The organism is Streptosporangium brasiliense, from assembly GCF_030811595.1.
Classification (GTDB): Bacteria; Actinomycetota; Actinomycetes; order Streptosporangiales; family Streptosporangiaceae; genus Streptosporangium; species Streptosporangium brasiliense.
This window is the reverse complement of the sequence record NZ_JAUSRB010000001.1, coordinates 1,227,003-1,241,429: the sequence shown is the minus strand read 5'-3', so window position 1 is coordinate 1,241,429 and position 14,427 is coordinate 1,227,003. Positions and strand designations below refer to the sequence as shown.

Genomic DNA, 14,427 nt, shown 5'->3' with positions numbered 1-14,427 from the left:
CACTCATGACTTGGGCATCCATTCGACGTAGAACAGGCCGAGACCGGCGGCGGCGCAGAGCCCGGCGATGAGCCAGAAGCGGACCACGATCGTCGTCTCCGCCCAGCCTGACAGCTCGAAGTGGTGCTGGAGCGGGGCCATTCGGAAGACCCGTTTGCCGGTCATCTTGAAGAAGCCGACCTGGATGATCACCGACGTCGTGATGACCACGCACATCCCGGCCAGGATGATCAGCAGGAGCTGGGTGCGGGTGGTGATGGCCAGTCCGGCGAGCACGCCGCCCAGGGCCAGCGATCCGGTGTCGCCCATGAAGATCTTGGCGGGCGGGGCGTTCCACCACAGGAAGCCGACCAGCGCGCCGAGCACGGCGGCGGCGACCACGGCCAGGTCCAGCGGATCGCGGACCCAGTAGCAGTTGGGGCCGAGCTGGGTGGTGCAGTTGTTGCGGAGCTGCCAGTTGCCGATCAGGACGTAGGAGGCCAGCACCACGCCGGTGGCGCCGCTGGCCAGGCCGTCGAGGCCGTCGGTGAGGTTCACCGCGTTGGAGAAGCCCACGATCATGATGAGCACCCAGATCGTGAACCCGACGATGCCGATGGACGGCCCGAAGTCCCGCAGGAACGACAGCCGCGTCTCGGCCGGGGTGATCAGGTAGGAGTTGGGGAAGCGGGTCACCAGGACCGCGAAGACCGCACCGACGATGAGCTGGCCCAGGGCCTTGGCGCCGCTGCGCAGGCCGAGGCTGCGCTGCTTGTAGATCTTGATGAAGTCGTCGAGGAAGCCGACCGCGCCCAGGCCCGTCATCAGGAACAGCACCAGGATCGCCGAGACGGTGGGCAGGGTCTGGCTGTAGAGGTGGGCGCAGGCGAAGCCGAGCAGCGCCGCGATCACGATCACGGTGCCGCCCATGGTGGGGGTGCCGCGCTTGTCGTGGTGGCCGGAGGGCCCCTCCTCCCGGATGCTCTGGCCGTAGCCGCGCTGGGAGAACAGGCGGATCGCCAGGGGCGTGCCGAACGTCGACAGCAGCAGGCCGACCGCCGCCGCGATGAGGATCTCCATCATCGGCGCTCACCCCCCAGCAGCGCCTGGGCCACACGCTCCAGGGCGGCCGCGCGCGGCCCCTTGACCAGCACCACGTCGCCGGGGGCCAGCAGCGCCGACAGCTCGGCGGCCGCCGCCTCGGCGTCGGCGACGTGCGTCACCGGCGTGGCGCCGCCCGCGGCCCCGGCCAGGACGGGGTCGGCGTCGGGTCCGACGACGAGGAGTCCCGCGAGGCCCGCGCCCGCCGCCAGGCGGCCCACGCCCTCGTTCAGGGCCACGCTCTCCTCACCCAGCTCGCGCAGGGCGGCCACGACCGCGAAGCGGCGGCGGCCGCCCGCGAGGGCGTCGAGGGCGTCGAAGGCGGCGCGCATGGAGTCGGGGTTGGCGTTGTAGGCGTCGTTGATCACGGTGACGCCGTCCGCCCGGTCGGTGACCTCCATCCGCCAGCGGCTGCGGGGCTCGGCCTCCGACAGCTCCTCGGCGATGGTGGCGACCGGCAGCCCGAGCTCGTAGGCGGCCGCCGCGGCGGCCAGCGCGTTCTCCACCGCGTGCTCGCCGTACAGGCGGAGCATGACCGGGGCGGCCTCGGACGGGGTGCGCAGCGTGAAGGCGGCGCGGCCGCGGTCGTCGAGGGTCACGCCCTCCGCGCGCACGTCGGCGCTCTCGGCCCGGCCGTACCAGGTGACCCGGGCGCCGGTGCGCCGGGCCATCGCGGCCACCAGCGGGTCGTCGGCGTTCAGCACGGCCACGCCGTCGGCGGGCAGCGCCTCGACCAGCTCGCCCTTGGCCTTGGCGATCGCCTCCTTGCCGCCGAAGACCCCCAGGTGGGCGGTGCCGACGTTGAGGACCACGCCGATCTTCGGCGGGGCGACCCGGGCCAGATGGCTGATGTGGCCGGCGTCCCTGGCGCTGAGCTCCAGCACCAGGTAGCGGGTGTCCTCGTCGGCCTTCAGCACCGTGAGGGGGTGGCCGATCTCGTTGTTGAACGAGCCGACCGGGGCGACCGTCGGGCCGATCCTGGCGGTGAGGCGGGCCAGCAGGTCCTTGGTGGTGGTCTTGCCCGCCGATCCGGTCACGCCGACGACCGTGGCCGACGGCAGGTCGGCGCAGACCGCGGTGGCCAGGTCGGCCAGGGCGGTCACGGCGTCGCCGACGACGACCGCGGGGGCGTCGACGGGCCGGGACGCCAGCACGGCGACGGCCCCGGCCTCCACGGCCTGGGCGGCGAAGTCGTGCCCGTCGACCCGGTCGCCCTTGATGGCGACGAACAACGACCCCGGCTCGACGGCGCGGGAGTCGATGACGACCGGACCGCGCACGACCGCACGGGGATCGGCCATGCCCGTGAGGGCACCCGAGGTGATCTCGGCGATCCTTGCCAGCGGCAACGGGATCATGATGCGTCTTACCTACTCTCCATATGTGCTTCGGCGCCCGGTCCGGTTCCGCCTTCTGACGATCGCGTCGGCCACCACTTGCCTGTCGTCGAACGGGAGCACCTCGTCCCCGACATACTGGCCCTGCTCATGGCCCTTGCCCGCGACGACGACGACGTCGCCGAAGCCCGCCCGGCTGATCGCCAGGTCGATGGCCGCGGCCCGGTCCGGCTCAATGATCACATGGGCGCGCTCGTCCTGAGACACGCCGAGGACTCCATTCATCATCTCGGCGAGGATCCGCAGCGGGTCCTCCGAGCGGGGATTGTCGCTGGTGAGAATGGCCACATCCGCCAACCGGGCGGCGGCCTCCCCCATCATGGGGCGCTTGCCGCGGTCGCGGTCGCCGCCGCAGCCCAGCACCACGGTCAGCCGGCCGGTCGTGACCTGGCGCAGCGAGCGCAGCACCGACTCCACCGCTCCGGGCTTGTGCGAGTAGTCGACGATGGCCTGGAAGTCCTCGCCGCCGGGCACCCGCTCCATCCGGCCGGGCACCCCGGCCAGTGTGCCGACGCCCGCCACCGCGGCCCGCAGCGGCACCCCGGCCTCCACGAGGGAGACGATCGCGCCCAGCGCGTTGGCGACGTTGAACGGACCCGGCAGGGCCACCGTCACGTCCTCCTCGACGCCGCCGGGGCCGACCACGCGGAAGGAGCTGCCCTCGCTGCCCAGACGCACGTCCACGGCCCGCCAGTCGGCCTCGGGGGCGCCCTCGGCGGAGAAGGTGGTGATCGGGATCTTGCTCATCGCGGCGAGCTCGCGCCCGTGGGCGTCGTCGATGTTGACCACGCCGGCGCGGCTCATCTCGGGGGTGAACAGCCGGGCCTTCGTCGCGAAGTAGTCGTCGAGGTCCTTGTGGAAGTCCAGGTGGTCCTGGGAGAGGTTGGTGAACAGCGCGACGTCGTAGAACACCGCGTCGACGCGGCCCAGCGCCAGCGCGTGGCTGGAGACCTCCATCGCGGCGGCCGTGACGCCGTGCTCGCGCATGAGGGCGAACAGGCCCTGCAGGTCGCTGGCCTCCGGCGTGGTCAGCTTGGGCACGAAGCGCAGCTCGCCGGCGCGGATCTCCACACCGCCGATCAGCCCCGCCTTGTGGCCGGCGGCCCGCAGCCCGGCCTCCAGCAGGAAGCTGGTGGTGGACTTGCCGCTGGTGCCGGTGACACCGATCACCATCACGTCCGCCGCGGGCCTGCCGTACACCCAGGCGGAGACCTCGCCGAGCACACCGCGCGGGTCCGGCACGACGAGGACCGGCAGGCCGGTCGCCACCGCCGAGGCCCGGCCCGCCTCGTCGGTCAGGATGGCGGCGGCTCCGGCGGCCAGGGCCTGGGCGGAGAAGTCGGCGCCGTGGGACAGGGCCCCGGGCAGCGCGACGTAGAGATCTCCGCGCCGGACCTGGCGCGAGTCGATGGTGATGCCGGACACCGCGGCCAGCGGGGCTCGCGAGGTGCCGGAGGGCGCGCCGAGCAGGCTCGCCAGCCCCGAGAGCGGACGGGGTGAACTGGTTGACGGTCGCATGGACAACGGGGGACGCACGGCGAGAGCGTACCTTCCCTCATCACTCCCCGGCGCGTATCCGCACCGAGGACGGCGTCGTTCCGGTAGGCGGGATCTTCTTGCTCTTCAACGCGAACGTCATCACTTTCTTGAAGACCGGGGCGGCTATCTCCCCACCGTAGTAGCCCTTGTGAGGGTCCTGGACGACCGCCAGGACGACCAGGCGGGGCTTGTCCGCCGGGGCGAAGCCGACGAACGTCGAGGTGTAGCCGCAGTATCCCTGGCACTTGGGGTCGTAGCGCATCGCGGTGCCGGTCTTGCCGGCCACCCGGTAGCCCTCGATGGCGGCGAGACTGCCGGTGCCCTCCTCGCTGACGGCGGCCTCCAGCATCCCGGTGACCTCCCGGGCCGTGCGCTCGCTGACCACCCGGGTCCGCTTGCCCGGCGCGGACGGCACGAACACCCCCTTCTCGGTGGTGGTGCCGGCCACGGCCTGCGGGGTGACGCGCGTGCCGCCGTTGGCGATGGTCTGGTAGACGCTGGCCGTCTGGAGCGCGGTCACCGAGACGCCCTGGCCGTAGGCGATCGTGCAGCGCTGGCTGCCCGACCACTTCTTCCAGTCCGGCAGGAGGCCGGCCTCCTCGCCGAGGAGGCCGCTGCCGGGCTTGGCGCCGAACCCGAAGCGCTGCAGCATCTCGTGGAGCCGCTGGTCGCCGACCCGCTGCGAGGCGAGGATCGTGCCGACGTTGCTGGAGGTGGCGACCACACCGGAGAAGGTCAGCCGCTCCACGGGGTGCGGGTGGGAGTCCCGCAGCACCCGGTCGGCACACCTGATGTTGTCGGGGACCCTGAACACCGTCTCCGGACGCACGGCCCCCGACTCCAGGGCGGCCGCCGCGGTGATGACCTTGTTGGTGCTGCCCGGCTCGAACACGTCCGTCACCGACCGGTTGACCCAGTCCTCCGGGGCGGTCTTCTCCCAGGCCCGCAGGTCGAGCTCGGGCGCGTTGGCCATGGCGACCACCTGGCCGGTCGGCACGTCGATGACGATGACGCTGCCGGTGCGGGCACCGGTGGCCCCGACCTGGTCGGTGATCGCCTTCTGCGCGGCCCACTGGACGTCGCGGTCGATGGTGAGCCGCACGTCCCTGCCCTCCACGGGCGCCTGCAGCGTGCTGCGGGTCATCGGGATGTGCTGCCCCTCGCGGCCCGTCTCGATGACCTGCTCGCCGTCGCGGCCGGCGAGCAGCTTGTTGTAGGTGTTCTCCAGCCCGCTCAGGCCCGTGCCGTCGTCGCCGACGAAGCCCAGCAGGGTGCCCGCCAGGTCGCCGCCCGGGTAGTCACGCCGGTAGCGGGGCTTGCTGCCGACGCCGCTGAGCTTCTGCTTGGCGATCCGCTCCATGATCCGCTGGGCGACGGACGGGTCGACGGCGGCGGCCACCTGCTGGTAGCGGCTGCCGGAGTTGCCGAGCTTGGCGGCGATCTGCTCCTTCGGCTGGTTCAGCTCGGTGGCCAGGACCGTGGCCACCTGGTCGCGCTCGCGCGGGTCGACCTCCGCCGGGTCGACGAAGATCTCCCGTGCCTCCACGGTCAGCGCGAGCTCGTGCCCGTTGACGTCGGTGATCGAGCCCCGCCGCGCGGTCAGCTTCTCGTCCCGCACCCGCTGCTCGGCCGCCTCCGCCGTGTAGACCTTGGAGTCCAGGCCCTGGAGCTGGATCAGCCGGCCGGCGAAGATGGACAGCACGAAGGTCATCGCGATCAGGCCGATGTTGATCCGCCTGCCGGGGTTGCCCAGGTGCAGCACCGCCGGCGGGCGCACCGGCGGCCGGGGCGGCCTGCCGCCCGTCCCGCCCCTGCCCGCCGTACGGCCCGGATCGGCGTCCTGCCCGGCGCCGGGACGGATCCGCCCCGGCGCGGGCTGCGGCGTCTCCGGGCGCGGGGAGCTGCGCGGCCTGCGCGGCGCCTCGGGCCCCGACGGCCTGCCCGGCCTCTCCGGGCGCGCGGACCTGCCCGAGGGGCCGGATCTGCCCGTCCCCGCCGGGCTGGACGGCCTGCCGGAGCCGTCGGAGCGCGCCTTGCCCGTCCCCGCCGGTCCTCCGGATCTGCCGGAACCCTGAGCACCGGACCTGCCGGAACCCTGAGCACCGGACCTGCCGGAGCCGTCCGGACGCGCCCTGCCGGAACCGTCCGTACGCGCCCTGCCCGGGCCCGCGGGCCTGGCCTGGCCGTCGGAGCCGGACGGCCTGCCGGAGCCGTCGGGACGCGCCCTGCCGGAACCCTGAGCGTCAGATCTTCCTGAGCCTTCCGTACGTGCCTTACCGGAACCTTGAGCACCGGACCTACCGGAGCCGTCCGGACGCGCCTTACCGGAACCCTGAGCGTCAGATCTTCCTGAGCCTTCCGTACGTGCCTTACCGGAACCCTGAGCACCGGACCTACCGGAGCCGTCCGGACGCGCCTTACCGGAACCCTGAGCGTCAGATCTTCCTGAGCCTTCCGTACGTGCCTTACCGGAACCCTGAGCACCGGACCTACCGGCACCGTCGGGACGCGCCTTGCCGGAGCCCGCGGGCCTGGCCTGGCCGTCGGAGCCGGACGGCCTGCCGGGAGCGGCCGGCCGGCCCGGTCCGTCGGCGCCGTCGGGCCTGCCCGGGCCCTCCGGGCGTGCGGGCCTGCCGGAGCCGCCAGGCCGCCCCGTCTGGTCCGGGCCACCCGGGCGGCCGGCACGGCCGGGCCCGCCCGGGGCCCGGCGGCCGGAGCCTCCGGCGGAACCGCCGCGGCCGGGGCCGGGGCCCCGCCCGCCGGTCTCCCTCACCGGCCCGTGCCCGGCGCTCGCTCCTGCCCGGCGGGCGTCTGGGCGTCGCTTGCGGTCCGGCTGCGGGCGGGGCGGTCGGGGGTGATGACCTCGGCCCTGTCCCAGTCGGGTTCCAGGCCCTGGTTGGCGGAGTTCTTGGAGAGCTCGCCGGGCATCTCCATCCGCGCGTTGGCGTTCTTCAGCTCCTCCTTCTTCAGGCGGAGCTGGCTGTTGGCGTCGCGGAGCTCGTTGGCCTTGTAGTAGTCCTCGGCGAGGACGGTGTTGAGCAGCAGCAGGCTGACCAGGCCACCGCAGAGCAGGCCGACGACGAGCAGCACGAAGGGAGCGCGCGGCGCGCGTCCCTGCCGGGACTCGGGAGCCTGGGCCGCCGGACGGCCGGCGTGCGCGGTCCTGGCCGGCCTGCTCCTGCGCGCCTGCGGCGTCGCGCGGGGCACCCGCGCGGGGCGCCCGCCCCGGCTCGGCGCGGTGCGGACGTCCGACTCACTCCTCGTCAACTGCCTCACGGATCCTCTCTGCCGCCCGACACCGGGCAGAGGCCGCCCGCGGGTTGCGGGCCACCTCCTCTTCGCTCGGAAGCTCGGCTCCCCTTGTCAGGAGGGCGAACCGCGGCTGGTGAGCCGGCAGCGGGACGGGCAGCCCGGGGGGGCTGGTCTCCCTGGTTCGCGCCGCGAGGACCTGCTTGGTGAGCCGGTCCTCAAGGGAGTGGTAGGCGAGCACGACCACGCGCCCGCCAAGCGTCAGCGCGTCGAGCGCGGCGGGGAGCGCGCGTTCCAGTGCTGTCAACTCTGCGTTCACCTCGATCCGCAACGCCTGAAAAGTCCTTTTTGCGGGGTTTCCCCCGGTCCGTCGGGTAGCGGCGGGTATTGCCGTACGGACAATCTCCGCAAGCCGCTTGGTAGACGTTATGGCCTCGTTGCCCCGTTCCTTGATGATTAGGCGCGCGACACGCGGGGCGAATCGCTCTTCGCCGTAATCCCGGAGGATCCGGATGAGTTCGGCGGCCGAGTAGGTGTTGACGACGACCTCGGCCGTGAGCTCCTGGTCGCGGTCCATCCGCATGTCCAGGGGCGCGTCGTAGGAGTAGGCGAAACCACGCTCGGCCTCGTCGAGCTGGGGCGAGGAGACGCCCAGGTCGAACAGGACGGCGTTGACGCGGGGACGGCCGGCCTCCGCCAGCACCCCGGCCAGCTCGTCGGAGACCGCGCGGACCAGGGTGGTCCGGTCGGCGTACGGCGCCAGCCGGGCCGTCGAGCGCTCGATGGCGGTGGGATCGCGGTCGATCCCGATCAGGTGCAGTGCGGGGTGGGCGGCCAGCAGGGCCTCGGCGTGGCCGCCGAGGCCGAGATTGGCGTCGACGACGACGGGGTCCGGGCCGGTGAGGGCGGGAGCCAGGAGTTCGAGCACCCGCTCGAGCATCACGGGCACGTGGCCGCCCGGAGCCTGCAGGTCAGATATGTCGTTTTCGGCGCGCATGAAGCGCAACCCCCCTCTCGCCGCCTCGCTCGCGGATGCGCGGCGGGCGTTCATCGGTGTCTTTGCTGGCCCCCACCCCCGGGCCGTCCGGCCAGGTCCCCATCCGCACCCGGGTGTCCGCCCGTCACCTGACACCGGGGAAGGTGCATCAGCTGACGTGCATCGTGGTTGCGGGTGGAGACCTCGCCGAACGACGTTTTCACCGATGAGTCGACCGTGGAGTCACAGAATCCCTGGCAGCACCTCCTCCGACAGATCGGCAAAAGCCTGCTCTTGGTCGGCCAGATAGGTGTCCCAGGCCTGAACGTCCCAGACCTCCAGCCGTGTGTTGGCCCCGATGACCGTGCAGTCACGGCGCAGGCCGGCGTATACGCGCAGAGCCTGCGGGATGGTGACCCGGCCTTGTTTGTCGGCGACCTCGTCGGATGCGCTGGCGAAGAAGACACGGCTGTAGTCGCGGACCGCCTTGGCGGTCACCGGCGCGGTGCGCAGAGCCTCGGTAATGCGCTGGAACTCCTCTACGGGGAAGACGTAGAGGCAGCGCTCCTGGCCTTTGGTGATCACCAGACCCTCCGCCAGCTCCTCGCGGTACTTCGCCGGCAGGAACAGCCGTCCCTTGTCATCGAGACGCGGATGATGAGTGCCGAGGAACATCGGCCCCACCTCCCGTGCCTAGCGGAGCGCGTGGCGCTGTAGCCCCTGCTCTCCACTGCGCACCACCATACTCCACTTCTCTCCACCGTCAACTGATTCCGCGCCTCCTCGCGGCCGGTTCTGGCCCCGTTTTCCCAGGTCAACGATGGTGGAGCGGGGTGGAGGGGGTAGGGGGCCCCTCACATGTCACGGGCGTGTCGACAACGGGGCCGATGGCGTGACGATTACGGAATCAGCCGGACGGCGGTGAAGGGGGGTGGAAAGTGGAGCACGCTGTGTACTTGTCACGAGATCGGCACATCCGCCTGACAAGAACGCCACGATCGGCGCGCACACTATGGCTGTTCACCCGGAAGCAGCCTTCACGCATGCTATGGCTGTTCACCCGGAAACAGCCTTAATGCCCACATAGAGTCGCCCGCGAACCCACGGCGTCGTAGTGTCGGTACTCACAATGGAAAAGGGACCTCAAAGGTCCCGAAATACGGACCCCCCGGCGCAAAACCGCCGCACCCTCATGGAGGCCTGGTGGCAGTAACCCATGACGTCACACCTCAGCTCGACGATCTGGTCGGCACCGCGCACCGGATCCGCCAGGCGATCGAGTCGGTGATCGAAGGCAAGAGCGACGTCATCCGCCTGACCTTGACGGTCCTCCTGGCCGAGGGCCACCTCCTCATCGAGGATGTGCCCGGAGTCGGCAAGACCATGCTCGCCAAGGCCCTGGCACGATCCATCGACTGCCCGGTGCGCCGGATCCAGTTCACCCCCGACCTGCTGCCCAGCGACATCACCGGGGTGAGCGCCTACAACCAGCAGACCAGGGAGTTCGAGTTCAAGCCCGGCCCGGTGTTCGCCAACATCGTGGTGGGCGACGAGATCAACCGCGCCTCTCCGAAGACCCAGTCGGCGCTGCTGGAGTGCATGGAGGAGCACCAGGTGACCGTCGACGGCACCACCTACCGGCTGGACTCGCCCTTCATGGTGATCGCCACCCAGAACCCCATCGAGATGGAGGGCACCTATCCCCTCCCCGAGGCGCAGCGTGACCGCTTCACCGCCCGGATCGCGATGGGCTACCCCGAGCCCACGGCCGAGCTGGAGATGCTCGACGTGCACGGCGCCACCTCCCCGCTGGACAAGCTCGAACCGGTGGCCACCACCGCCGAGGTCCGGGCGCTCATCGAGGCGGTGCGCGGCGTCTACGTCTCGCAGCCGGTCAAGAAGTACGCCATCGACCTGGTGACCGCCACCCGTCACAGCCCCGACCTGCGGCTCGGCGCCTCCCCGCGCTCGACCCTGCAACTGGTCCGGGCGGCCCGGGCGCACGCCGCGCTCGCCGGGCGTGACTACGTCATCCCCGACGACCTGCAGGACCTGTGCCTGCCCGTCCTCGCCCACCGGCTGCTGCCCAGCGTCGAGGCCCAGGGCCAGCGCCGCGTGCCCGCACAGGTGATGGCCGAGCTGATCCGCCGGGTGCCCGTCCCCGAGGCACAGGCGAAGTGACCTCGGGTCTCAAGGCGCTGACCGCCCGCGGACGGTCGTTCCTCGCATCCGGCGCCGCGGCGCTGCTGTGCGCCTTCTTCCTCGGGGAACACGACCTGCTCAGGATCGGGGTGCTGATCGTCTCCCTGCCGCTGCTGGCGGCGATGGTGGTGGCCCGCACCCGTTACCGGCTGAGCTGCGCGCGGCGCCTGGACCCGCCCAGGGCCGAGGTGGGCAGCGAGGCCACCGTGACACTGCGGCTGGAGAACGTCACCCGGCTGCCGACCGGCCTGCTGATGATCGAGGACACCGTGCCCTACGCGCTGGGGGCGCGGCCCAGGTTCGTCCTGGACCGGGTGGAGCCGCAGGGCATCCGGGAGATCGACTACCGGGTCCGGTCCGACCTGCGCGGCCGTTTCGGCATCGGCCCGCTCACCATCCGGATCAGCGACCCGTTCGGCCTGGTCGAGCTGACCAGGTCCTTCAGCATCAGCGACACGCTCGTGGTGACGCCGCAGGTCGTGGCCCTGCCGCACGTCCGCCTCTCCGGCGAGTGGACGGGCGGGGGCGACAGCCGTACCAGGAGCGTGGCGGCCGCCGGCGACGACGACATCGCGCCGCGCGAGTACCGGCAGGGCGACGACCTGCGGCGGGTGCACTGGCGCTCGACCGCCAGGTACGGCGAGCTGATGGTGCGGCGCGAGGAGCAGCAGTGGCAGAGCCGGGGCGCGCTGCTGCTGGACACCCGCCGCTACGCGCACCGGGGCGAGGGGCCCCGCTCGTCGTTCGAGGTGGCGGTCTCGGCCGCGGCCTCCATCGGCGTGCACCTGGCCCGCGAGGGCCTCGGCCTGCGCCTGGTCACCGACCAGGGCGCCGAGCGCCTCACCGACACCGGGCTGAGCTGGTCGCTGCTGGACACCCTCGCCGTGGTGCGGCCGAGCTCGGCGCGGTCGCTGGAGTACGGCATCGGCGCGCTGCGGCAGGGCGGCGGCGACGGCCTGATCGTGGCGGTGCTCGGCGGGGTCGACGTGGAGCAGGCCCAGGCGCTGGCCCGGCTGCGGCACGGCAACGTCACCGCCGTGGCCGTGATGCTGGACGTGGCGGGCTGGGAGCGGCCGGAGCTCGGCCGGAGCGAGGAGTACCAGGCGACGCAGGCGATCCTCGCCGGGGCGGGCTGGCGCATCGTGCGGCTGCCCCCGGGCGCCTCGATCGCGAGCGTGTGGCAGGGGGCCGCGCAGCGCGGACGATACGCACTCAGTAGGGACGGCTCATGAGACTTCCCATGGCGTCGGGCGCGGCCACGGGAGCGGTCGCGATCGCGCTCTACCCTCTCTTCCAGGGCGGCAGCTGGTTCTGGGCGTGCCTGGGGATCATTCTGCTGGTCACCGGGATCAGCATGCTGGGCAGCCGCTACACCCTGCCCGCCGCGGTGGTGACGCTGCTCCAGCTGATAGCGCTGTGGTTCTACCTGATGGCGGTGTTCACCGACGAAAAGGTGTGGAGGTGGGTGGTCCCCACCGAGGAGTCGCTCATCGGGCTGGCCAAGCCGCTGCTCACCGGCTTCGCCGACATCCAGCGGTACGCCGCCCCGGTGCCGGCCAACACCGGGATCACCCTGCTGACCTGTACCGGTGTCGGCCTGATCGCGATCATCGTCGACCTGCTCGCCTCCCGGCTGCGCCGCGCCGCGCTCACCGGGCTGCCGCTGCTGGCGCTGTTCACCGTCCCGGCCGCGGTGATCTCCGAGCCGATCAACTGGCTGACGTTCATCGTCGCGGCCCTGGGCTACCTGGGGCTGCTGGCCGCCGACGGGCGGGAGCGGGTCACCCACTGGGGCAGGGCGGTGCTGGTGCGCCGGACCCCGTCGTTCGTCGCCCCGAAGCCCACCTCCGACGCCGGGACCCTGCAACTGTCGGGCAAGCGCATCGGATTCGCCGCGATCGCGCTGGCCATCCTGCTGCCCTCACTGCTGCCCACCCTGGAGCCGGACCCGCTGTTCGGCTTCGGCGTGGGCAACGGCAAGGGGAAGGGCAGCAACTCGATCACCATCCCGAACCCGATCGTCAACCTGCGGGGCCAGCTCTCGCTGCCGGGCAACTCGACCGTCCTGACCTACACCGTCAACGACAACGTCCCGCGCTACCTGCGGCTGTACTCGCTGGACATCTTCGACGGCGAGCAGTGGACGATGACGGCGCAGGGCCGTTCCGAGGACCGGGTCTCCGAGGGGCCGATGCCGGCCGCCCCGGGCCAGAACATGAGCCTGCCCGTCACCGAGGCGACCACCAAGATCCAGGTGAGCGACCAGATCAGGGGGCCGCTGGAGTTCCTGCCGCTGCCCTACCCCGCCAGCCGGATCCGCATCGAGGGAGACTGGCGGCCCGACCGGGACACCCTCATGGTGTTCTCCACCGAGGACACCGCCAATGGGCTGGCCTACGAGGTCACCACGAGGGAGCCCAAGCCCACGGCGGAGTCGCTCAAGGCGGCGCCGCCGGCCTCCCCGGAGATCAACGAGCGCTACCTGCAGCTGCCGGACAACCTGCCCCGGCAGATCAGGGAGCTGGCCAGGCAGGTGACGGAGCGGGACGCCAGCCGCTACGAGCAGGCGCTCCAGCTCCAGAACTTCTTCACCAAGGACGGCGGCTTCACCTACAGCCTGGCCACCCAGGGGCACGGCGGAGCGGCGCTGACGGACTTCCTGCTCATCAGCCGGACCGGCTACTGCGAGCAGTTCGCCGCCTCGATGGCGGTGCTGGCCCGGGTCCTGGGCATCCCCGCCCGGGTCGCCATCGGCTACACCGGGGGCAGCAACTTCTCCGGCCAGTGGCAGGTGCGCACCCACGACTCGCACGCCTGGCCCGAGCTCTACTTCGAGGGCACGGGGTGGCTGCGGTTCGAGCCCACGCCGACCGGCGGCGCGGGGCAGGGCAGTGCGACGGTGCCGCTCTACACGCGGCCGCAGTCCCCGACGTCCGGCGACGACGGGCCGTCGACGGACCCCACCACCGGCTCCACGGGCTCGGACACCCCCCGCCAGCCGACCGGCAACCGCCGTGACCAGCTCCTCGACCGTGAAATCGGCCCGGCGGTGATCCCGGTGGAGGAGGGCACGCCCCTGGCGGCGCAGATCGGCCTCGGGGCCGTGGCCGTGCTGCTGGTCGCGCTGGTCCCCGGCCTGCTCCGCTGGGAGCTGCGCGCCCGCCGGCGGCGCTCCTACTCCTCCCGCCGGGCGGAGTCCCCGGGCGATGACGGGACCGCCCCGGACCCCACCGGCGCGGTGGCGGTCAGAGCCGGCCGGCAGGAGGCCGCGGTGGCCGCGGCCTGGGCCGAGCTCGACGACGCGTTGTGCGACTACGGCATGTCCCGGCAGCCGAGCGAGAGCCCCCGGGCGCTGGCCCGGCGCCTCAGCGAGCAGTACGGGTTCGACGAGGAGTCCTCGACGGCGGTGGCCAGGGTCGCGGCGGCGATGGAGCGGATGCTCTTCGCCCGGACCCCCGGCGACATCGGCGCACTGCCCGATGATCTCCGCCGGGTACGGCGGGCGCTGGCGGCCGCCGTGACGCGGGGCAGGCGGGTCCGCGCGGTGCTGCTGCCGCCTTCGACCCTCCTGCGGGCGCGGCGCCTGGGGGTGCGGGCGCTGGACGGCTTCGACCGGCTGGAGAACCTCCGGATCCGCCGGCCGGCCGGGAGGGACGCCTGACCGTCGCCCGGCCCGGCGGGAGGGGAACCTGACCACCACCGGGCCGGGCGACCGTCGCAGAGCATGACGGAAGGGGAACCTGACCGCCGCCGGACCCGACCGACCGTCACGGGGCACGGCGCGAGGGGGATCCGGTCCGCAGGACCGGCCGACCACCGCAGAACCCGGCGGGAGCACAACCTGACCACCGCCGATCGGGCGACCGTCACGGGGCACGGCGCGAGGAGAACCTGACCGCCGGAGCATGGCGGGAGGAGGATCCCGGTCCGCCGGAGCATGGCGGCGGACTCTGGCCAGGCAGAGGTCCGGGGAGAGCCTGACGG

General features: G+C 72.3%; 11 protein-coding genes. 4 read left to right on the top strand and 7 right to left on the bottom strand.

Going from position 1 to position 14,427, the window contains the following annotated elements:
- Positions 1–3 precede the first annotated feature (3 nt).
- From mraY to J2S55_RS05505, 4 genes are read right to left on the bottom strand one after another with little or no spacing between them, the layout of a single operon-like run.
- Positions 4–1,062 carry a phospho-N-acetylmuramoyl-pentapeptide-transferase gene (gene mraY, locus J2S55_RS05520; protein WP_306857761.1) on the bottom strand — a complete coding sequence of 353 codons (1,059 nt, stop codon included), beginning with the start codon at positions 1,060–1,062 and terminating at the stop codon, positions 4–6.
- Positions 1,059–2,438: a UDP-N-acetylmuramoyl-tripeptide--D-alanyl-D-alanine ligase gene (locus J2S55_RS05515; RefSeq protein WP_306857759.1), complete on the bottom strand. Its 1,380-nt coding sequence runs from the start codon at positions 2,436–2,438 to the stop codon at positions 1,059–1,061. The genes mraY and J2S55_RS05515 overlap by 4 nt, the downstream gene beginning before the upstream one ends.
- Positions 2,439–2,450: 12 nt before the next feature.
- Positions 2,451–3,995, bottom strand: coding sequence for a UDP-N-acetylmuramoyl-L-alanyl-D-glutamate--2,6-diaminopimelate ligase (locus J2S55_RS05510; protein WP_306858563.1), 1,545 nt, complete (start codon positions 3,993–3,995; stop codon positions 2,451–2,453).
- A 40-nt stretch (positions 3,996–4,035) separates the two neighbouring features.
- Positions 4,036–5,778, bottom strand: coding sequence for a peptidoglycan D,D-transpeptidase FtsI family protein (locus J2S55_RS05505; RefSeq protein WP_306857758.1), 1,743 nt, complete (start codon positions 5,776–5,778; stop codon positions 4,036–4,038).
- Here J2S55_RS05505 and J2S55_RS05500 point away from each other — a divergent pair.
- A complete protein-coding gene (locus tag J2S55_RS05500; RefSeq protein ID WP_306857757.1) occupies positions 5,762–6,091 on the top strand; it encodes a hypothetical protein in 330 nt (109 codons plus the stop codon). The genes J2S55_RS05505 and J2S55_RS05500 overlap by 17 nt on opposite strands.
- A gap of 694 nt (positions 6,092–6,785) precedes the next feature.
- Here J2S55_RS05500 and ftsL read toward each other — a convergent pair.
- From ftsL to mraZ, 3 genes are all read right to left on the bottom strand, one after another.
- Entirely contained in the window at positions 6,786–7,292 is a 507-nt protein-coding gene (gene ftsL / locus J2S55_RS05495) for a cell division protein FtsL (protein WP_306857756.1), read from the bottom strand.
- Positions 7,270–8,262 (bottom strand): 16S rRNA (cytosine(1402)-N(4))-methyltransferase RsmH, encoded by a 993-nt coding sequence (gene rsmH / locus J2S55_RS05490; protein ID WP_306857755.1) that lies wholly within the window; start codon positions 8,260–8,262, stop codon positions 7,270–7,272. Before rsmH ends, ftsL begins: the two co-directional genes overlap by 23 nt.
- Positions 8,263–8,484: 222 nt before the next feature.
- Positions 8,485–8,916, bottom strand: a complete 432-nt coding sequence (gene mraZ / locus J2S55_RS05485; protein WP_306857754.1) for a division/cell wall cluster transcriptional repressor MraZ — start codon at positions 8,914–8,916, stop codon at positions 8,485–8,487.
- A 528-nt stretch (positions 8,917–9,444) separates the two neighbouring features.
- Here mraZ and J2S55_RS05480 point away from each other — a divergent pair.
- From J2S55_RS05480 to J2S55_RS05470, 3 genes are read left to right on the top strand one after another with little or no spacing between them, the layout of a single operon-like run.
- A complete protein-coding gene (locus J2S55_RS05480; RefSeq protein WP_306857753.1) occupies positions 9,445–10,422 on the top strand; it encodes an AAA family ATPase in 978 nt (325 codons plus the stop codon).
- Positions 10,419–11,675, top strand: coding sequence for a DUF58 domain-containing protein (locus J2S55_RS05475; RefSeq protein WP_306857751.1), 1,257 nt, complete (start codon positions 10,419–10,421; stop codon positions 11,673–11,675). The genes J2S55_RS05480 and J2S55_RS05475 overlap by 4 nt, the downstream gene beginning before the upstream one ends.
- Positions 11,672–14,104 (top strand): transglutaminase TgpA family protein, encoded by a 2,433-nt coding sequence (locus tag J2S55_RS05470; RefSeq protein ID WP_306857750.1) that lies wholly within the window; start codon positions 11,672–11,674, stop codon positions 14,102–14,104. The genes J2S55_RS05475 and J2S55_RS05470 overlap by 4 nt, the downstream gene beginning before the upstream one ends.
- Positions 14,105–14,427 lie beyond the last annotated feature (323 nt).